Here is a 19,917-nt window from a genome sequence, read left to right as displayed (position 1 = left end):
GCGGCTTGAAGGCCGCCCGGCTGGGTTGGGGTTACAGGTGGGATTCGGCGTATTCGGCCAGGATCGAGCGCGGTACGCCCTGCAGCGTGATGTGGACCCCGTTGGGGAAGTCCTTGAAGCGTTCGGTCAGGTAGGTCAGCCCGGAGCTGGTCGCGGACAGGTAAGGGGTGTCGATCTGCGCCAGGTTACCCAGGCACACCACTTTGGAACCGGCGCCGGCACGGGTGATGATGGTTTTCATCTGGTGCGGGGTCAGGTTCTGGCATTCGTCGATCAGGATCAGGCTCTGCTGGAAGCTGCGCCCGCGAATATAGTTGAGGGATTTGAACTGCAACGGCACTTTGCTGAGGATGTAGTCGACGCTGCCATGGGTGCTTTCGTCATCCATGTGCAAGGCTTCGAGGTTGTCGGTGATCGCACCCAGCCACGGTTCCATTTTTTCCGCCTCGGTGCCGGGCAGGAAACCGATCTCCTGGTCCAGGCCCTGCACGCTGCGGGTGGCGATGATGCGCCGGTAGCGTTTGCTGACCATGGTCTGCTCGATGGCGGCGGCCAGGGCCAGGATGGTCTTGCCGGAACCGGCGGCGCCGGACAGGTTGACCAGGTGGATATCCGGGTCGAGCAAGGCGAACAGGGCCAGGCTCTGGTAGATGTCGCGTGGCTTGAGGCCCCAGGCTTCCTGGTGCAGCAGCGGTTCCTGGTGCAAGTCGAGGATCAGCAGTTTGTCGACCTGGATTTCCTTGATCCAGCCGACGAAGCCTTGTTCGTCGATGATGAACTCGTTGATGTGCACGGCCGGCAGGTTGTCGATCAGTTGCACCTGGTGCCAGGTGCGGCCATGGTCCTGGCGAGTCTCGACCTTGCTCACACGGTCCCAGAAGGAGCCGGTCATGGTGTGGTAGCCGTTGGGCAACAGCGAAACGTCATCAACCAGTTGGTCGGTGCTGTAGTCCTCCGCCGCGATCCCGCAGGCGCGGGCCTTGAGGCGCATGTTGATGTCTTTGGTCACCAGCACCACGGACTGGTCCTTGTTGCGCGCGTGCAGGTCGATCAACTGGTTGATGATGATGTTGTCGTTCAGGTGTTCAGGCAGCACCAGGTTGGGTTCGGTGCGCTTGCTCATCAGGATCGAAAGCAGGCCCTTGGGACCACTTTTGCCGCGCTGGATCGGCACGCCGAGCTCAACGTCTTCCGGGGAGGCATCCCCCAAGGTCTTGTCGATCAGGCGGATCGCCTGCCGGCATTCGGCCGCAACGCTGTGGTGCCCGCTCTTGAGCTTGTCCAGCTCTTCAAGCACGGTCATCGGGATGGCGACGTGGTGTTCTTCGAAGTTCAGGAGCGCGTTTGGATCGTGGATCAATACGTTGGTATCGAGTACATAGAGGATTGGCTGGTTGGAGGAAGGGCTACGTCCGTGGTCATCCATACTCGGTCACCTATGTGGGGGCCATTCGACGCAATACCGTGACAGTGCTGCGCCTCGAGGTAGCCACCGAATTCACCCGCGAGGATTCAGGTGAACTGCACACAATCTGGGTCTTGGAAGACGCCACCTGTGTTGCAGGTTTCGGCGGTCTGACTTCTTGATACTCCAAAAACCATGACAGGAAAAAGCACTTTGACGCTTTTTTGAAGTTTATTTTTCAGAGTGACGAATAACCCTTGGCGTACCGCCGTCGCGCCGTTAAAGTCGGAAGTCCGGTTGTCATGAATGTGTCCCGGATTTTCCTCCTTCCCCAATGTTTCCGGGCCTTTCCCGGTTTCAGCGAAACGCCTCCTGACAGTCCGCCCAACCGATCCCGCTCTGCGCCGTCTGCGCCATGAGCCAGGGCATCGCCGTTTTCACCCCATCCTGCTTGGCGTTGAAATTGATCACCCCGTGGCGCCACAGCAGCATCAGGGTCAGCACACGCTGGGCGCTTTGCTCAGGCTTGAGCCGATTGCCGCTGTCCTGGGGATCGATGTCCCACAGCGCCACCTGCAGGCCCTGCTGTCGGAAAAATCCTTCAGCATCGCCACGACGCTGGCCTTGGGGCGGGCGGAACAGCGGCACGTAATTCTCGGGCAGTTTGCCCTTGACCAGTTCGACACTGCGCCGGACCGAGTCTTGCCAGTCCTGCCAATGACTGTGGGAACGGAACTCCCAGCCCTGCACACCCACGCACTGTCCCGCATACAACATCTGGAGATTGTTGACCGAGCGCTCTTCCAACCGCGCCTGGATGTCCTTGCCCAGCACGAAGAAGGTGCCGTTCATGTTCGCCTTGCGCAGGTATTCGGTCAGCCACGGGGTGTTGTCCGGCACGACGTTGGCGGCGCTGTCGAAGGTCAACAGGAACAGCCGGTCGTTCATCTCCTCGCCGTTGCGCTCGTATTCGCCAAAACGGGCGATTTCACTGCTGGTTTGCGGAAAAAGTGCGGCTTTGCGTAGCAGTTCATCACGATATTGCGTATGAAAGATCTGGCTCGGTGCCGCCCATTTGATGTAGTAGGAATCGTCATCGAGATGGAACCTGCGGGCCTCTTCACGCAGGGTCGCCATGTCCTCGACCAGGTAACAGAAGGACGCATCCTGATCGCAACTGCGCTGGGCAAAGTTGTAGTTGCTCAGCAATCGTTGCCACAGCCGGGCGCGAAGGGCGTCGATCGCGGCCATATTGACCGTGCGCAGCCCCAGGTACTGCTTGAGCGCGATTTCGTCCATGGCATCGACGTCCAGCAAGCCCCGGGCGAACATCAGGATCTCGGCCCGCGAAGCCACGTCGAACAGCGTCGGGCTGGTGAGTTGTTCCGGCCAGGTGGTGCGGTCGAGGGTGGCGACGTCGTTGGGCCCCGCGAGGGCGCCGAAGCTCAACAGCCAGGCCGATAACACAAGGGCGATGCGCAAAAGGGATGTCTCCATAACGAAACCCGCGCGGCATCATAGCCGATCCTGGCGCAATACCCTTGCGGTCAGTGGACTTGGGGAGCAGACCTGTGGGAGCAAAGCTTGCTCGCGATGCAGGCGACACGGTCCATCTGCAAGACTGCGTCATCGTTCATCGCGAGCAAGCTTTGCTCCCACAGCTCCCTCGCCACAAAAACCCATCAATGCTCGCCCATCCATCACCTATTGCCTCGATAGCTGGAGTCCACCCGGACAACCCCCTAGAATCGCCGAACCTTCAAGGAGACGATTGCATGCTGATGGTGATTTCCCCCGCCAAGACCCTCGATTACGAAACACCGCCGGCCACCGCGCGCTTTACCCAGCCGCAGTACCTGGATCACTCCCAGGAGCTGATCGAACAGCTGCGCGAACTCTCGCCGGCGCAGATCAGCGAGCTGATGCATGTCTCCGACAAGATCGGCGGCCTCAATGCCGCGCGATTCGGCAGCTGGACGCCGGCGTTCACCCCGGCCAACGCCAAGCAGGCGCTGCTGGCCTTCAAGGGTGACGTGTACACCGGCCTCGATGCGCAAAGCTTTGGCGAAGCCGACTTCGACTATGCCCAGCAACATTTGCGCATGCTCTCCGGCCTCTATGGCCTGCTGCGCCCACTGGACCTGATGCAACCCTATCGCCTGGAAATGGGCACGAAGCTGGCCAATGCCCGCGGCAAGGACCTGTATGCCTTCTGGGGCACGCGCATCAGCGAATGGCTGAACGAAGCCCTCGCCGAACAAGGCGATGACGTACTGCTGAACCTGGCGTCCAATGAATACTTCTCGGCGGTCAAGCGCAGCGCACTGAAAGCGCGCGTCATCGATACCGAATTCCGCGACTTGAAAAATGGCCAGTACAAGATCATCAGCTTCTATGCCAAAAAGGCCCGGGGCCTGATGAGTCGTTTCATCATTGAAGAACGCATCAACGACCCTGCGGCACTCAGCCAATTCGATGTTCAGGGCTATCGCTTCAACGCACAACAATCGAGCCAGGACAAACTCGTGTTCTTGCGCGATCACGCTCCCGAATAAGGCATAACCTTATATCGTCCCTGATCGGGGACTTCGATCAAGCCCCGATCTGTCATCTTAGTTCCCCGCCTGTTTCGCCAGTTTCGTGACGTCAATAAATCGCCCCACTCCCCCGCTAACTTTTCTTTCACTCGACACTCGTCAGTTTTTTGCGTAGTGGCACCAAAATTTTTTATCCGTAGTGGCACAAAACTATCTACCCCACCTAACTCCCCATTAACAAAGGATGAAACGGCAAGTGCCATCATATTGAGGGCAGTGCCATCTTCGATAATATTTCGAAAAATTACGAAAATCGCGATGAGCGGATCGGAACTATGTGAAATTGCACGGCTCATACCACCGGTAACGATTCTCACGGAGCGTGTAAGAGATGACTTACATAGGCCGTCGATCCAAGTAACCAAGTTGTCATGGCAATTTAGCGAAACGGTCGCCTATTTGGATCCATCTTATAAAGGACAGGAGATAACGCACCATTACTATCCCCTACAAGGCCAAGGCTGCGCCCCTATAACGTGCTCACCCGAGCACACAAGCTTCTGATTTTGTGGGCTTTTGCCAGGGATCAGAGGTGAGAGACTTTTTGCACGAGCGTTCTTGATTTACAGGGACTGGCTGCATAACAGGGCAGGTCATAACAACTAGGCCGCTTTGCGCACAACTTGAGTGCACTTATTTAGACACTCGGAACTTTGTATGCCTGCACACGGCACTGTGGCGCCTGCATTCCACACTTCCGAGTGCTCGATGACCGCTGAACACTATTAACTCCGGCCATTTAATGGCGTGAAAACAGAGGTAAATGCGATGCGCATTAGCATATTTGGTTTGGGTTACGTCGGTGCAGTATGTGCCGGTTGCCTGTCTGCACGGGGCCATGATGTAGTTGGCGTGGATGTCGCCAAAGACAAAATCGACATGATCAACGCCGGTAAATCGCCGATCGTTGAACCGGGTCTTGGTGAGCTATTGGCGCAAGGCATTCAAACTGGCCGACTGCGCGGCACGACCAACTTCGCCGAGGCGATTCGCGATACTGACCTGTCGATGATCTGCGTCGGTACACCGAGCAAAAAGAACGGCGACCTGGAACTGAACTACATCGAAGCGGTGTGCCGCGAGATTGGTTTTGTCCTGCGCGACAAGACTACCCGCCACACTATCGTAGTGCGCAGCACCGTATTGCCGGGCACCGTGGCAAACGTTGTCATCCCGATCCTGGAAGACTGCTCTGGCAAGAAAGCCGGCGTCGATTTCGGTGTCGCGGTCAACCCTGAGTTCCTGCGTGAAAGCACCGCGATCAAGGACTACGACCAGCCGCCGATGACCGTTATCGGTGAGTTCGACACCGCCTCCGGTGACGTCCTGCAGTCGCTGTACGAAGAGCTCGATGCGCCGATCATCCGCAAGGACATCGCCGTCGCCGAGATGATCAAGTACACCTGCAACGTGTGGCACGCCACCAAGGTGACCTTCGCCAACGAGATCGGCAACATCGCCAAGGCCGTCGGCGTCGATGGTCGTGAAGTGATGGACGTGGTCTGCCAGGACAAGACCCTGAACCTGTCCCAGTACTACATGCGCCCAGGCTTCGCCTTCGGCGGCTCCTGCCTGCCCAAGGACGTTCGCGCCCTGACCTACCGCGCCGGCACCCTGGATGTGGAAGCGCCGCTGCTCAACTCGCTGATGCGCAGCAACGAGTCCCAGGTGCAGAACGCCTTCGACATCGTTTCCAGCCACGACAAGCGCAAAGTCGCCCTGTTGGGCCTGAGCTTCAAGGCCGGCACCGACGACCTGCGTGAAAGCCCGCTGGTGGAATTGGCGGAAATGCTGATCGGCAAGGGTTTCGACCTGAAGATCTACGACAGCAACGTCGAATACGCCCGCGTCCACGGTGCGAACAAGGATTACATCGAGTCGAAGATTCCTCACGTCTCGTCCTTGCTCAACGCCGACTTCGACTCGGTGATCGACAGCTCCGACATCATCATCCTGGGTAACCGCGACGAGAAGTTCCGCGCGCTGACCGAAAACGTACCGGAAGGCAAGCAGGTCATCGACCTGGTCGGCTTCATGTCCAAGGCCACCAACCCGAGTGGCCGGACCGAAGGCATCTGCTGGTAAGTCTGTTTGCCGGCCGGGGCATGCCTCGGCCGGCCTTTCGCCTGCCTTAACCCATCGGGCCGCCCACAAGGCCCGCCCGAGATAGAGACGGATGCAGATTATGCACAGGCTAAAGCACGGCCTGCTTCAGGCCGCCGGTTGGCTGTTTTACTTGAGTTTATTGATGGGCATCGCCATGGCGCTGCCCACGTCCACGTTCGACTCCGAATCCAAGGACTTCATCTTCCTGATCGGCGCCGTGGGCATCTGGCGTTACTCCATGGGAGCGACGCATTTCGTGCGCGGCATGATCTTCCTGTACATCGTCTACCCACACCTGCGCCGCAAGGTCCGCAAGCTGGGCAAGGCGGCGGATCCGTCCCACGTGTACCTGATGGTCACCAGCTTCCGGATCGATGCGCTGACCACTGCCCAGGTGTATGGCTCGGTGATCCGCGAGGCCATCGACTGCGGGCTGCCCACCACCGTGGTCTGCTCCATCGTGGAAATGTCCGACGAATTGCTGGTCAAGAGCCTCTGGGCCCGCATGAACCCGCCTGAGCGGGTCAAGCTGGACTTCGTGCGTATCCCTGGCACCGGCAAGCGTGACGGCCTGGCCTACGGCTTCCGCGCCATCTCCCGCCACCTGCCGGACGACCGCGCCGTGGTCGCCGTGATCGATGGTGACACCGTGCTCGCCGAAGGCGTCGTGCGCAAGACCGTGCCGTGGTTCCAGCTGTTCGGCAACGTCGGCGGCCTGACCACCAACGAGTTCTGCGAAGTGCGCGGCGGCTACATCATGAGCGAGTGGCACAAACTGCGCTTCGCCCAGCGGCACATCAACATGTGCTCCATGGCCTTGTCCAAGCGCGTGCTGACCATGACCGGGCGCATGTCGGTATTCCGCGCCACCGTGGTCACCAACCCGGACTTCATCGCCGACGTGGAAAGCGACTCGCTGCAACACTGGCGCCTGGGCCGCTTCAAGTTCCTGACCGGTGACGACAAGTCGAGCTGGTTCAGCCTGATGCGCCTGGGCTACGACACGTTCTACGTGCCCGATGCGGCGATCAACACCGTCGAGCATCCGCCGGAGAAGAGCTTCATCAAGGCCAGCCGCAAGCTGATGTTCCGCTGGTACGGCAACAACCTGCGGCAGAACTCCCGGGCACTGGGCCTGGGCATGCGCCGTCTGGGCCTGTTCACCTCGGTGGTGCTGTTCGACCAGCGCGTGTCGATGTGGACCTCGCTGCTGGGCCTGACCGTGGCACTGATCGCCAGCTTCAAGTACGGCACCGCGTTCATCCTGGTGTACCTGCTGTGGATCGGCATCACCCGGTTGCTGCTGACCCTGTTGCTGTCGTGCTCCGGACACAAGATCGGCCCTGCCTACCCGGCGATTCTCTATTACAACCAGATCGTCGGTGCCCTGGTGAAGATCTACGTGTTCTTCCGCCTCGACCAGCAGTCCTGGACCCGCCAGCCCACCTCACTGACCCGTGATCTCGCCAGCTTTCAACGTTGGTTCAACACTTGGTCGTCTCGGACCATGACCTTCTCCGCCGGCAGCATTTTTGTCGCCGTGCTGCTGACGATGGTCTGACCGGACTTGAATGAATTAACTAGGAAATCGCCCCTATGAACACCGCCGTGAATGTCAACGTAGTGCATGAATCCGAAGCCCAGCGCCAACATGCCCGGGTCAAAATCCCGGCCAAGCTGCGCTTCTTCGGCCCCGACCGTACACCCATGGAAGTCAAGGTCCTGGACCTGTCCGCCGGTGGGCTGTGCTTCAACGCCGGCCAACTGCCGCTCAAGGTTGGCGAGACCTACAAGGCTCGCCTGCAGTTCGTGATCGACAACCTTGGCCTGGCCATGGACGTGGAGTTGCAGATCCGTTCCTACGACCGCCAGACCGGCCGCACCGGTTGCCAGTTCCAGAACCTGGAGCCGCGGGACATCTCGACACTGCGTCACATCATCACCTCGCACCTGGCCGGCGACATCGTCGGTGTCGGTGACGTGCTGGCGACCCTGCAGCGCGACAACTTCACCAAGGCCCGCAAGCAGAAAGACGAAAACGGTGGCATGAGTGCCATGGGTCGCCTGCGCGCCGTGACCTTCAGCCTGGGGGTCTTCGTCGTTGGCCTGGCGGCGTTCGGTTTCATCTTCAAGTCGGTGTACGGCATGTACTTCGTCAGCCACGCCCAGGCAGGCCTGGTGAACGTACCGGGCATGGCCATCACCATGCCGCGCGACGGCACCGTGCAGAGCCTGGTCAAGGCTGACGGTGTGGCCGCCAAAGGCGCCCCGCTGGCGACCTTCAGCACCAGCATGCTCGACGTGCTCAAGGGTCACCTGGACGACAACCAGTTGCAGCCGGCCAAGGTCGAGGAGCTGTTTGGCAAGCAAATGACCGGCACCCTGACCTCCCCGTGCGACTGCATCGTGGCCCAGCAACTGGTCGCCAACGGTCAGTACGCCAGCAAGGGCGACGTGATCTTCCAACTGGTCCCACGGGGCACCGAAGCCAACGTCGAAGCGCGCTTCTCCTATCGCCAGTTCAGCGACGTGCGCCCAGGCACCCCGGTCAGCTTCCAGGTCGCCGGCGAAGACACCACTCGTACCGGCAAGATCGTCAGCAGCACCAGCCTGAAAAGCGCCGACCTGTCTTCCGATATCCGTGTGCTGATCCAACCTGACGAACCCCTGGACAGCTCGCTGGCCGGCCGTCCGGTAGAAGTCACCAGCGACCGTGGCCCGAACCTGAACTGGCTGATCGACAAAGCCATGGCCGTCGGTATTTAAGTCGAGGATATGCCCGTGACCACTCCACAAAACAACAATGCACTGCATTCCCTGTGGGAGCGAGCTTGCTCGCGATGGGATCGACGCGGTCTGTCTGGTACACCGAGCGGCCTGCATCGCGAGCAAGCTCGCTCCCACACAGGATATGCATTGTGTGCTCTGGCGCTGGCAGTCAGTCTTAGCGGCTGCGCCGGCCTGCCCGACCAGCGCCTGGCCAACGAAGCGCTCAAGCGCGGCGACACGGCGCTGGCACAGCAGAACTACCAGCAACTGGCCGACCTGGGCTACAGCGAGGCCCAGGTGGGCCTGGCCGACATCCAGGTGGACAGCCGCGACCCCGAGCAGATGAAAAAAGCCGAGGCGACTTACCGCGCCGCGGCCGATATCTCGCCACGGGCCCAGGCTCGCTTGGGTCGCCTGCTGGTGGCCAAGCCCGGCTCCACCGAAGCGGAAAAACACGAAGCCGAAGGCCTGTTGAAGAAAGCCTTCGCCAACGGCGAAGGTAACACCCTGATCCCGCTGGCGATGCTGTACCTGCAATACCCCCACAGCTTCCCGAACGTCAACGCCCAGCAGCAGATCAGCCAATGGCGCAGCGCCGGCTACCCGGAAGCGGGCCTGGCGCAGATTCTGCTCTACCGCACCCAGGGCACCTACGACCAGCACCTGGATGAAGTCGAGAAGGTCTGCAAGGCCGCGCTGGCGACCACGGACATCTGCTACGTCGAACTGGCCACGGTCTATCAGAAACGCGGCCAGCCGGAACAGCAGGCCGCATTGCTCAAGCAGATGCAGGACGGTCACGCCCGTGGCGTCGTATCCGCCCAGCGCGTGGACAGCGTTGCCCGTGTCCTGGCCGATGCCAGCCTGGGCAAGACTGACGAAAAGACCGCCCAGTCGTTGCTCGAAGGCATCGCCCCTGGCTATCCCGCAGCCTGGGTCAGCCTGGCGCAACTGCTTTACGACTTCCCGGAACTGGGAGACGTCGACAAGATGATGCAATACCTGGAAAACGGCCGCGCCGCCGACCAGCCTCGCGCCGAGCTGTTGCTGGGCAAGCTGTACTACGAAGGCAAGTGGGTCCCGGCCGATGCCAAGGCCGCCGAGGCGCATTTCCAGAAAGCCGTTGGCCGCGAAGTGGCCGCCGATTACTACCTCGGCCAGATCTATCGCCGCGGTTACCTGGGCCAGGTGTACTCGCAAAAAGCCCTGGACCACCTGCTCAAGGCCGCCCGCAACGGCCAGAACAGTGCCGACTTCGCCATTGCCCAGCTGTTCTCCCAGGGCAAGGGCACCAAGCCCAACCCGGTCAACGCTTATGTGTTCAGCCAGTTGGCCAAGGTGCAGAACACCCCGCAAGCCACCGAGCTTGCCCAAACCCTCGAAGCACAATTACCGCCGGAACAACTTGCACAAGCCCAGCGCCTGCTAAAACAAGAGCAGGCCATTCGCGGCGCCATGAGCCCCGATACGCTGGAACTGCAAGCCCTAAAAGAAGATGACGGCGAGGAACCTCTATGAAGCCTTTGAAGCTCAATCCTTTCGTGCAGGCCGGAATTGGCCTGACGTGTGCCCTGCTGTGGTCCTGCCCGACCCTGGCGGCCCTGACCGACACCAAGAATTTCGGCCTGGAAGTGAAGATCACCGGCCAATCCGAAGACGACCGTGACCTCGGCACCCAGAGCGGTGGCGACGTCAACGGTGTCGGCCTGGACCTGCGTCCCTGGGTCTACGGTGAAAGCGAAAGCGGTGCCTGGAGCGCCTACGCCATGGCCCAGGCCGTGACGTCCTCCGACATCATCGAGACCGACACCCTGCAGCAGTCCGATGGCAGCACCCAGCAAACCGACAGCGGCGATCGCGAAGCCAAGAAAAGCTACCTGGCCATGCGCGAGTTCTGGATCGGCTACCGCGGCCTGACCCCCTACCCGGGCGAGCAGTTGAAGTTCGGTCGCCAACGCCTGCGCAATGACGACGGCCAATGGCGCGACACCAACATCGAAGCCCTGAACTGGACCTTCGACACCACCTTGCTGCGGGCCAACCTCGGCGTGGCCGAACGCTTCAGCGAATACCGCACCGACCTCAAGGAACTATCCCCCAAGGACAAGGACCGCCTCCACGTCTATGGCGACGTGGGCTACCAGTGGATGCCAGGCCAGTGGGCCGCTATCCGCGCCCACCACTCCCATGACAATGGCAGCCTCGATTACCCGACTCCGGGCGAAGCCACCGACACCCTGGACAAGACCCAGAACGGCGACTTGACCTGGCTCGGCCTGGAAGCCAACAGCGACGCCTACAACTGGCGCAACACCAACACCGTCAACTACTGGGCCAGCATCACCGGCATGACCGGCGACCGCGACACCGTCAACCCGCTCAATGCCGACGGCACACGCCCGACAGAAGCCAAGCACAGCGACGATGTGGACGGCTGGGCCACTGACCTGGGTATCCGCTTGCGTCTCGACCCGCAATGGCAAGTCGGTGCGGCCTATGCCCGCGCCAGCGAGGACTACGAACAGAACGGCCTGCAAAGCAACCGCTCGAACTTCACCGGCACCCGCTCGCGGGTCCACCGTTTCGGCGAAGCGTTCCGGGGCGAAATGGCCAACACCCAGAGCGCCAGCCTGTTCGGTTCCTGGCAGTTGCGTGACGAATACGACGCCAGCCTGGTGTACCACAAGTTCTGGCGCGTAGACGGTAACAAGCCGGTGGGCAGCAACGGCATCAACGCCGTGGAAAACAACACCGATGACGTGACCGGCGCGATCCTGTCCACCTCGACCCTGCCGCTGCGTGACGGCAACAAGGACCTGGGCCAGGAAGTCGACCTGGTCGTTACCAAGTACTTCAAGCAAGGCCTGCTGCCGGCCGCGCTGAGTCAGTCCATTGATGAGCCGTCGGCGCTGGTGCGCTTTCGTGGCGGCGTGTTCAAGCCAGGCGACGCCTACGGCAAAGAGGTCGATTCGTACATGCATCGCGCCTTTGTCGACGTGATCTGGCGCTTCTGATGCGAATGGCCATGGGAGTGCCCGATATGAACCGCTACCTCAGGAACAGCCAGGCGATGAAAGGTTCGATCAGCCTGTTGGTCGCAGCGATGCTGCTGGCCGGCTCGCCGGCGTTCGCCAACGTTGAACCGGTGGTCAAACCGGGCAACGTGGTCAAGGAACTGCAACGGGCCAAGACCTACACCGTCAACAGTGCACCGACCGCACCACTGGAACTGGCCAAGCCAACCCTGCCCGACCTCTCCGGCTACACCGCCGAAGCGGTCGCGGCAAAAATCGTCCGCACCAAGCCCGGCAAGGTCAGCGTGCGTCGGATGATGCAGGAAAACGCCTTGAAGGACTTCATCGGCGGCGACAACAAGATGGCCGAGTGGGTGGTGCGTCAGCACGGTATCCCACAGGCCATCTTCCTCGACGACGGCTACATGAACCTCAAGGACCTGGCCAAGAAGGCGCCCAAGTACATCATCGAAACTTCGCCAGGCATCTACCTGGCGAAGATTCCGATCGTGGTCGGCCAGAAAGGCATCCTGGAAATCGACAAACAGACCCAGGAACTGCGCCTGTCCCAAGAGGGCGGCTCATTCCTGGTCAACGATGGCCATATGTTCATCCGCGACACCAAGGTTACCGGCTGGCGTGAAAAGGACAACGGCCCCGCCACGTTCCGCTCGCCCAAGGAATTCCGTCCGTTCCTACTGGCCTGGGGTGGCACCGAGACCTACATCGTCAACACCAAGATGGCGAGTTTCGGCTACGCCAACAGTAAGTCGTACGGGGTGAGTATTTCCCAGTACACGCCGAACATGGCCAAGGTCCTCAAGCGTCCGGAACCGACCGGCTGGATCATCGGTTCCGAGTTCTCGGACATGTGGTACGGCTTCTACTGCTACGAAACCCGCGACTTCGTGGTCAAGGGCAACACTTACAAAGACAACATCGTCTACGGCATCGACCCCCATGACCGTTCCCATCGGCTGATCATCGCCGACAACACCGTCTATGGGACCAAGAAAAAGCACGGGATCATTGTTTCCCGTGAGGTCAACGACAGCTTCATTTTCAACAACCGCAGCTACGACAACAAACTCTCGGGCCTGGTGATCGACCGTAACAGCGTGAACAACCTGATCGCCTACAACGAGATCTACAAGAACCACACCGACGGCATCACGCTCTATGAGAGTGCTGACAACCTGTTGTGGGGCAACAAGGTGATCAGCAATCGCCGCCACGGCATCCGGATTCGTAACAGCGTGAACATCCGCCTCTACGAAAACGTGTCCATGGCCAACGGCCTGACCGGTATCTACGGTCACATCAAGGACCTGTCCGACACCGACCGTGACATCAAGCTCGACCCGTTCGACGCCGAAGTCTCGCTGATCGTGGTCGGCGGCGAACTGGCTGCCAACGGCAGTGGCCCGCTGTCCATCGACTCGCCGTTGAGCGTCGAGCTGTACCGCGTGTCCATGCTCGCGCCGACCAAATCCAGCGGCATCAGCTTCACGGGGATCCTTGGCGAACGCCAGGATGAAATTCTCGACCTGTTGGTGCGCCAGCAGAAAGCCGTGCTGATCGACCCTGTCGAACGCCAGACCGAATTGCGGGACTGAGGATGACCTTTATGAACCCACAGATGATCAAACTTTTGGGCCTCTCCGCCCTGGCTGCCGGCATTCTCGCCGCTGCAAGCGGCGCGCGCGCCGATGAAATCAAGGCGCCGAGCTTCACCGCCGAACCGTGCTGCAACCTGTGCCCGGCGGCCCATGATGCGAAGAACTACACCACGCGCTACCAGCAGAACTTCACCACGCTGGTGCAGGCCCAGGGCGACTGGCTGTTCCGGACCCAGGAAGACCTGCGCACCGAGTTCAACACCACCCCCGCCGGCTACAAGCGCATGCAACAGTTGCACGATGCGTTCAAGGCAAAAGGCGTCGAGCTGGTGATCGTCTACCAGCCGACCCGGGGCCTGGTGAACCGCAACAAGCTCAACCCACAGGAAAAGGCCGCCTTCGACTACGAGAAAGCCCTGACCAACTACAAATCCATGCTCGGCCGCTTCGCCCAGATGGGTTATGTGGTGCCGGACCTGTCGCCGCTGACCAACGAAAACCTGCCCGAGACGCTGCCGGCCCACGATTTCTATTTCCGTGGCGACCAGCACTGGACGCCGTATGGCGCCCAGCGCACCGCCAAGATCGTCGCCGAGAAGGTCAAGCAGATCCCGGCCTTCGCCGACATTCCCAAGCGTGAGTTCGAGACCAAGAAGTCCGGCCGCATGGGCAAGACCGGCACCCTGCACAACATGGCAGGGCAGCTGTGCGGCACCAGCTATGCGATCCAGTACATGGACCAGTTCACCACCGAACCCAAGGGCGAGGCTGGCGACGGCGACCTGTTCAGCGATTCCGGCAACCCGCAGATCACCCTCGTGGGCACCAGTCACAGCGGCAAGAACTACAACTTTGCCGGTTTCCTGGAAGAAGCCATCGGCGCCGACATCCTCAACGTCGCCTTCCCTGGCGGCGGTCTGGAAGGCGCGATGATCCAGTACCTGGGCAGCGAAGAGTTCCAGAAGAGCCCGCCGAAAATCCTCATCTGGGAATTCTCGCCGCTGTATCGCCTGGACCAGGAAACCATCTACCGCCAGATGATGGCGCTGCTGGACAATAACGGTTGCGAAGGCAAGCCGGCCCTCATGAGCAGCAAGACCGCGCTCAAGCCAGGCAAGAACGAATTGATGGTCAATACCAAGAACATGGATCTGCGTAACAGCAGCCACCAGGTCGACATCCGCTTCGCCGACACCTCGGTGAAAACCTTGCAAGCCACCCTCTGGTACATGAATGGGCGCCACGAGGATATCAAGATCGAAAAACCGGATACCTCCGACACCGACGGACGTTTCGCCTTCCAATTGCGCACCGACGAGGACTGGGCTTCGCAGAACCTGCTAGCCGTTGAAGTCCAGGGCCCTGAAGCCGGTAAAGAGCCACTGCAAATCGAAGCGAAAATCTGCAAACGCAACGCATCTCCGCAAGCCGGGCAACAAACGGCTCAAATCGGACAATGAGGTCTCGTCTCATGACCAGTACCACGCGCACCCGAACGTTGAAAACGCTGCTGGCGCCCTCCCTGCTGACCCTGGCGCTGTTCGCCGGGGCCACGCAGGCCGCGGCCCCGCTGCGCCCGCCACAGGGTTACTTCGCACCGATCGAAAAGGTCAAGGCCGGCGAAGCGGCCAAAGGTTGCGACGCCACGCCGACGCCCTATACCGGTTCCCTGCAATTTCGCAGCAAGTACGAGGGCTCCGACAAGGCCCGCGCGACGTTGAACGTGCAATCGGAAAAAGCCTTCCGCGACAGCACCGCCGACATCACCAAGATCGAGCGGGGCGTCAGCAAGCAAGTCATGCAGTTCATGCGTGACGGCCGCCCCGAGCAGTTGGAATGCACGCTGAACTGGCTGACCGCCTGGGCCCAGGCCGATGCGCTGATGTCCAAGGACTTCAACCACACCGGCAAGTCCATGCGCAAATGGGCGCTGGGCAGCATGGCTTCGGCCTATGTGCGCCTGAAGTTCTCCGAGTCGCGCCCACTGGCCAACCACCAGGAGCAGGCGCAACTGATCGAAGGCTGGTTCAGCCGGATGGCCGATCAGGTGGTCAGCGACTGGGACAACCTGCCGTTGGACAAGACCAACAACCATTCCTACTGGGCCGCCTGGTCGGTGATGGCCACCTCCGTGGCAACCAACCGTCGCGACCTGTTCGACTGGGCTGTCAAGGAATACAAGGTCGGCGTCAACCAGGTCGATGCCGACGGTTTCCTGCCCAACGAACTCAAGCGCAAGCAACGGGCCTTGTCCTACCACAACTATGCCCTGCCGCCGTTGGCAATGATCGCCAGCTTCGCCCAGGTCAACGGTGTGGACCTGCGCCAGGAAAACAACGGCGCCCTCAAGCGACTGGGTGACCGGGTGCTGGCCGGGGTGAAAGACCCGGACATCTTCGAAGAGAAGAACGGCGACGAGCAGGACATGAAAGACCTGAAGGTCGATTCGAAATTCGCCTGGCTCGAACCGTTCTGCAGCCTCTACACCTGCTCCGAGGATGTGTTGGAGCGCAAGCATGAAATGCAACCGTTCAAGACCTTCCGCCTCGGCGGGGACTTGACCCGGGTGTACGACCCGGCCAACGAGAAAGGCAAAGGTTCGTAGGCCAACACGATCCCCTTGTGGGAGCGGGCTTGCTCGCGAATGCGGTCTGACATCCAACAGTGATGCCGACTGATCTACCGCTTTCGCGAGCAAGCTCGCTCCCACAGGGAATGTGGTCTGTTTCGAATGTAATCAACCTCCCGGTTTCATGGGGGGGTTTGGGGGGGCTCTGGCCCTTGACTGTTGATTCAACATGGAGAGATCGGGATGGTATTTTCATCCAACGTGTTCCTGTTCCTGTTCTTGCCGATCTTTCTCGGCTTGTACTACTTGAGCGGGCAACGCTATCGCAACCTGCTGCTGCTGATCGCCAGCTACGTGTTCTATGCCTGGTGGCGGGTGGACTTCCTCGCCCTGTTCGCCGGCGTGACCCTGTGGAACTACTGGATCGGCCTGAAGGTCGGCGCCGCCGGTGTGCGCACCAAACCGGCCCAGCGCTGGCTGTTGCTCGGCGTGGGCGTGGACTTGGCCATCCTGGGCTATTTCAAGTACGCCAACTTCGGCGTGGACAGCCTCAACGCCATCATCACCGGCTTCGGTCTCAACCCGTTCATCCTGACCCACGTGTTGTTGCCGATCGGGATCTCGTTCTACATCTTCGAGTCCATCAGCTACATCATCGACGTCTATCGCGGTGACACGCCGGCAACCCGTAACCTGATCGACTTCGCAGCGTTCGTGGCGATTTTCCCGCACCTGATCGCCGGCCCCGTGTTGCGTTTCCGCGACCTGGCCGACCAGTTCAACAACCGCACCCACACGCTGGACAAGTTCTCCGAAGGCTGCACCCGCTTCATGCAGGGCTTCATCAAGAAAGTGTTCATCGCCGACACCCTGGCGGTGGTGGCCGACCATTGCTTCGCCTTGCAGAACCCGACCACGGGCGATGCCTGGCTCGGCGCCCTGGCCTACACCGCGCAGCTGTACTTCGACTTCTCCGGCTACAGCGACATGGCCATCGGCCTGGGCCTGATGATGGGTTTCCGTTTCATGGAAAACTTCAAGCAGCCCTACATCAGCCAGTCGATCACCGAGTTCTGGCGCCGCTGGCACATCAGCCTGTCGACCTGGCTGCGTGACTACCTCTACATCACCCTGGGCGGTAACCGCAAAGGCACGCTGATGACCTATCGCAACCTGTTCCTGACCATGCTGCTCGGTGGTCTGTGGCACGGCGCGAACATCACCTACGTGATCTGGGGTGCCTGGCACGGCATGTGGCTGGCCATCGAAAAAGCGGTGGGCATCAACACCACGCCACGCAGCATCAACCCGATCCGCTGGGCGCTGACTTTCCTGCTGGTGGTGATGGGCTGGGTGATCTTCCGGGCCGAGAACCTGCACGTGGCCGGTCGCATGTACGGCGCCATGTTCAGCTTCGGCGACTGGTCGCTGTCGGAACTGACTCGCGCCAACCTCACCGGCCTGCAAATCGCCACGCTGGTGGTGGCCTACGTGACCCTCGCCTTCTTCGGCCTGCGGGACTTCTACACCAACCGTCCGCCGGTCAAGACCAAGCCTGACGTCAACACCGAGGCCAACGGCCCGGCCACTGCGCAGCCGGGGATGATCAAGGCGGTACCGGGTGACAACCCAGCGGCGATCCATGAACCGGGCTACACCGTGGGTGTCGAAGCCCAGGTGCAACCGGCCTACTGGACCGTGGACTGGTCGCGCTACGTGATGCGCGCCCTCGTGCTGCTGCTGTTCATCGCTTCGATTCTCAAACTCTCGGCGCAAAGCTTCTCGCCGTTCCTTTACTTCCAGTTCTGAGGGATCTGAATATGACCCGCTCATTACGCATCTTCTACGTCGTGCTGTTCATGCTGATCCTGACAGCCCTGGGTATTTGGTCGATGCGCAGCTTCTTCGGCTTCAGCACCAACCCCGACGCGACTGTGCTCAACGGGCGCTGGGCCAAGGCCGTGGAAACGCACTACGACGAAGAGTTCCCGATCAAGCGCCTGGGTACCAACATCTGGGCCGCGCTGGACTACAAGCTGTTCAACGAAGGCCGCAAAGGCGTGGTCCTGGGCCGCGACCAGTGGCTGTACAGCGACGAAGAGTTCAACCCGATCGTCAACGAAGAGCTGAACCTGCAAGGCAACTACGCACTGGTCGAAGGCGTGCGCCAGAAGCTCAAGGAACAAGGCATCACCCTGGTCATGGCGATCGTGCCGGCCAAGGCGCGGCTGTACCCCGAGCACCTGGGCGAAGTGAAGCCTTCGAGCATCCACGCCAACCTCTACCAGGATTTCCATGCTCGCGTCGCGGCCGACAATATCCTCGCGCCTGACCTGCTCGGCCCGCTGCAACAGGCCAAGCAAAGCGGCCAGCAAGTGTTCCTGCGCACCGACACCCACTGGACCCCGGAAGGCGCCCAGGTCGCTGCCGAGAACCTGGCCAAGGCCATTGCCGAGCGCACGCCGCTCAACGGCGAGCCGCAGCGTTTCGTCACCGAGCCTGCAGAAAAAATCACCCACAAGGGCGACCTGCGCCAGTTCCTGCCGCTGGACCCGCTGTTCGAAAACCTGATGCCAGCCCAGGAGCCGCTGGTCAAGCGCAACACCCGCGAAGCCGACGACCAGCCGGCCGGCGACGACGCGCTGTTCGCCGATGCCCAGGTGCCCGTGGCCCTGATCGGCACCAGCTACAGCGCCAACCCTAACTGGAACTTCGTCGGTGCACTCAAGCAAGCCCTGCACAGCGATGTCGTGAACTACGCCGAAGACGGCCACGGCCCGATTCTGCCAATGCTCAGCTATCTCAAGAGCGATGCCTTCAAGAACAGCCCGCCACAGGTGCTGATCTGGGAGTTCCCTGAACGTTACCTGCCTGTAAACAACGAAATCGGCGACGCCGACCCACAGTGGGTCGCAGAGCTCAAGCAAGCCGGCGCTCGCCAACAGAACGTAGCCGCCAACACCCCATCCGAGACGCCCGACCGGGCGCAAAACTGAAAGAGAGGTCCACCATGACTTTCAACACTACTCCTCGCCGTCTCGCTGCTCGCTCCTTCAAGGCTGTTGCCCTCGTCGCCAGCATGAGCGCCCTCTCGTTGTCCGCCTTTGCCGGTGACTCGGCCCTGTACGGCCCGGTCGCGCCAAAAGGCTCGAGCTTCGTGCGGGTCTATAACGCCGCCAACGCCGAAGTCAGCGCCACCGTCGGCAGCACCAACATCAGCGACGTCGCCCCCCTGGCCAGCAGCGACTTCAGCTTCATGCCCGGTGGCGACTACAGCGCCAAGGTCGGCAGCCAGACCGTGCCGGTGAAACTGGCCTCCGATCACTATTACACCCTGGTCAACAACGCCACTGGCCAGCCGCAACTGATCGAAGAACCGCCATTCAAGAACAAGCAGAAGTCCCTGGTCCGCGTACAGAACCTCAGCGACAAGGCACTGACCCTCAAGACCGCCGACGGCAAGACCGAAGTGGTGCCGAACGTGGCCGCCAAGGGCCGTGGCGAACGTGAGATCAACCCGGTGAAAGTGTCCCTGGCCCTGTTCGAAGGCGACAAGAAAGTCGGCGACCTCAAGCCCGTGGCCCTGGAGCGCGGCGAAGCCGCCGTGCTGTACGTCACCGGTTCGGGCAGCAGCCTGTCGCCAGTGTGGGTGAAACGCCCGGTGTCGACCCGCTGATGAGATTTCCTGACTGACGCTGTGCCCTGTGGGAGCGAGCTTGCTCGCGATAGCTATCTGACATTCAACATGGATGTCGATTGATACACCGCCATCGCGAGCAAGCTCGCTCCCACACTGGACACAGCTGTCATTCGGGTACGGAACAACAACAAGAGAGTG

Annotated in this window: 15 protein-coding genes; 12 read left to right on the top strand and 3 right to left on the bottom strand. The window is 60.7% G+C overall.

The genetic code is table 11. The features are described 5' to 3' along the window. Positions 1–31: 31 nt before the first annotated feature. Positions 32–1,426 (bottom strand): PhoH family protein, encoded by a 1,395-nt coding sequence (locus IB266_RS20050; protein WP_060740782.1) that lies wholly within the window; start codon positions 1,424–1,426, stop codon positions 32–34. Positions 1,427–1,762: 336 nt separating this feature from the next. After that, on the bottom strand, positions 1,763–2,887 hold the full coding sequence (locus IB266_RS20045; RefSeq protein WP_192262193.1) for a polysaccharide deacetylase family protein: 1,125 nt from the start codon (positions 2,885–2,887) through the stop codon (positions 1,763–1,765). A gap of 293 nt (positions 2,888–3,180) precedes the next feature. Between IB266_RS20045 and yaaA the strand changes: the two genes are divergently transcribed. Further along, positions 3,181–3,960, top strand: a complete 780-nt coding sequence (gene yaaA, locus IB266_RS20040) for a peroxide stress protein YaaA (protein ID WP_192262192.1) — start codon at positions 3,181–3,183, stop codon at positions 3,958–3,960. Here yaaA and IB266_RS20035 read toward each other — a convergent pair. Beyond that, positions 3,945–4,298: a hypothetical protein gene (locus IB266_RS20035; RefSeq protein ID WP_146042675.1), complete on the bottom strand. Its 354-nt coding sequence runs from the start codon at positions 4,296–4,298 to the stop codon at positions 3,945–3,947. The two genes, yaaA and IB266_RS20035, sit on opposite strands and share 16 nt — an antisense overlap. A gap of 472 nt (positions 4,299–4,770) precedes the next feature. Between IB266_RS20035 and IB266_RS20030 the strand changes: the two genes are divergently transcribed. The 11 genes from IB266_RS20030 to IB266_RS19980 all read left to right on the top strand — a co-directional run bounded on the left by IB266_RS20030 (position 4,771) and on the right by IB266_RS19980 (position 19,755). Beyond that, positions 4,771–6,087 (top strand): nucleotide sugar dehydrogenase, encoded by a 1,317-nt coding sequence (locus IB266_RS20030; protein WP_192262191.1) that lies wholly within the window; start codon positions 4,771–4,773, stop codon positions 6,085–6,087. 100 nt (positions 6,088–6,187) lie between these two features. Next, positions 6,188–7,669, top strand: coding sequence for a mannuronan synthase (gene alg8, locus IB266_RS20025; protein WP_371914118.1), 1,482 nt, complete (start codon positions 6,188–6,190; stop codon positions 7,667–7,669). Positions 7,670–7,704: 35 nt separating this feature from the next. Then, a complete protein-coding gene (locus tag IB266_RS20020) occupies positions 7,705–8,874 on the top strand; it encodes an alginate biosynthesis protein Alg44 (RefSeq protein ID WP_060740778.1) in 1,170 nt (389 codons plus the stop codon). A 9-nt stretch (positions 8,875–8,883) separates the two neighbouring features. After that, a complete protein-coding gene (gene algK, locus IB266_RS20015; RefSeq protein ID WP_192262190.1) occupies positions 8,884–10,395 on the top strand; it encodes an alginate biosynthesis TPR repeat lipoprotein AlgK in 1,512 nt (503 codons plus the stop codon). Positions 10,396–10,400: 5 nt separating this feature from the next. Further along, complete coding sequence (locus tag IB266_RS20010) at positions 10,401–11,891, top strand: alginate export family protein (RefSeq protein ID WP_192262219.1); 1,491 nt, start codon at positions 10,401–10,403, stop codon at positions 11,889–11,891. Between the two features lie 26 nt (positions 11,892–11,917). Beyond that, positions 11,918–13,507, top strand: coding sequence for a mannuronan 5-epimerase AlgG (gene algG, locus IB266_RS20005; RefSeq protein WP_192262189.1), 1,590 nt, complete (start codon positions 11,918–11,920; stop codon positions 13,505–13,507). Between the two features lie 11 nt (positions 13,508–13,518). Next, positions 13,519–14,970 (top strand): alginate O-acetyltransferase, encoded by a 1,452-nt coding sequence (locus IB266_RS20000; protein ID WP_192262188.1) that lies wholly within the window; start codon positions 13,519–13,521, stop codon positions 14,968–14,970. An 11-nt stretch (positions 14,971–14,981) separates the two neighbouring features. Continuing rightward, positions 14,982–16,115 (top strand): mannuronate-specific alginate lyase, encoded by a 1,134-nt coding sequence (locus IB266_RS19995; protein ID WP_192262187.1) that lies wholly within the window; start codon positions 14,982–14,984, stop codon positions 16,113–16,115. Between the two features lie 207 nt (positions 16,116–16,322). Then, the gene (locus tag IB266_RS19990; protein WP_192262186.1) at positions 16,323–17,888 is read left to right on the top strand and encodes an MBOAT family O-acyltransferase; all 1,566 of its coding nucleotides are present in this window, start codon (positions 16,323–16,325) and stop codon (positions 17,886–17,888) included. 11 nt (positions 17,889–17,899) lie between these two features. After that, a complete protein-coding gene (locus IB266_RS19985) occupies positions 17,900–19,075 on the top strand; it encodes an alginate O-acetyltransferase (protein ID WP_192262185.1) in 1,176 nt (391 codons plus the stop codon). A 14-nt stretch (positions 19,076–19,089) separates the two neighbouring features. After that, a complete protein-coding gene (locus IB266_RS19980) occupies positions 19,090–19,755 on the top strand; it encodes an alginate O-acetyltransferase AlgF (RefSeq protein ID WP_060740772.1) in 666 nt (221 codons plus the stop codon). Positions 19,756–19,917 lie beyond the last annotated feature (162 nt).

It is taken from the genome of Pseudomonas sp. Pdm06, assembly GCF_014851795.1.
GTDB lineage: Bacteria > Pseudomonadota > Gammaproteobacteria > Pseudomonadales > Pseudomonadaceae > Aquipseudomonas > Aquipseudomonas fluorescens_AA.
This window is presented reverse-complemented; position numbering and strand designations above follow the sequence as displayed.

What these genes read in the sequence shown, in the direction of transcription:
- IB266_RS20050 (WP_060740782.1), bottom strand. Translation starts at nt 1,426, where the DNA reads ATGGATGACCACGGACGTAGCCCTTCCTCCAACCAGCCAATCCTCTAT.
- yaaA (WP_192262192.1), top strand. Translation starts at nt 3,181, where the DNA reads ATGCTGATGGTGATTTCCCCCGCCAAGACCCTCGATTACGAAACACCG.
- IB266_RS20035 (WP_146042675.1), bottom strand. Translation starts at nt 4,298, where the DNA reads ATGAGCCGTGCAATTTCACATAGTTCCGATCCGCTCATCGCGATTTTC.
- IB266_RS20030 (WP_192262191.1), top strand. Translation starts at nt 4,771, where the DNA reads ATGCGCATTAGCATATTTGGTTTGGGTTACGTCGGTGCAGTATGTGCC.
- alg8 (WP_371914118.1), top strand. Translation starts at nt 6,188, where the DNA reads ATGCACAGGCTAAAGCACGGCCTGCTTCAGGCCGCCGGTTGGCTGTTT.
- IB266_RS20020 (WP_060740778.1), top strand. Translation starts at nt 7,705, where the DNA reads ATGAACACCGCCGTGAATGTCAACGTAGTGCATGAATCCGAAGCCCAG.
- algK (WP_192262190.1), top strand. Translation starts at nt 8,884, where the DNA reads ATGCCCGTGACCACTCCACAAAACAACAATGCACTGCATTCCCTGTGG.
- algG (WP_192262189.1), top strand. Translation starts at nt 11,918, where the DNA reads ATGAACCGCTACCTCAGGAACAGCCAGGCGATGAAAGGTTCGATCAGC.
- IB266_RS20000 (WP_192262188.1), top strand. Translation starts at nt 13,519, where the DNA reads ATGAACCCACAGATGATCAAACTTTTGGGCCTCTCCGCCCTGGCTGCC.
- IB266_RS19995 (WP_192262187.1), top strand. Translation starts at nt 14,982, where the DNA reads ATGACCAGTACCACGCGCACCCGAACGTTGAAAACGCTGCTGGCGCCC.
- IB266_RS19990 (WP_192262186.1), top strand. Translation starts at nt 16,323, where the DNA reads ATGGTATTTTCATCCAACGTGTTCCTGTTCCTGTTCTTGCCGATCTTT.
- IB266_RS19985 (WP_192262185.1), top strand. Translation starts at nt 17,900, where the DNA reads ATGACCCGCTCATTACGCATCTTCTACGTCGTGCTGTTCATGCTGATC.
- IB266_RS19980 (WP_060740772.1), top strand. Translation starts at nt 19,090, where the DNA reads ATGACTTTCAACACTACTCCTCGCCGTCTCGCTGCTCGCTCCTTCAAG.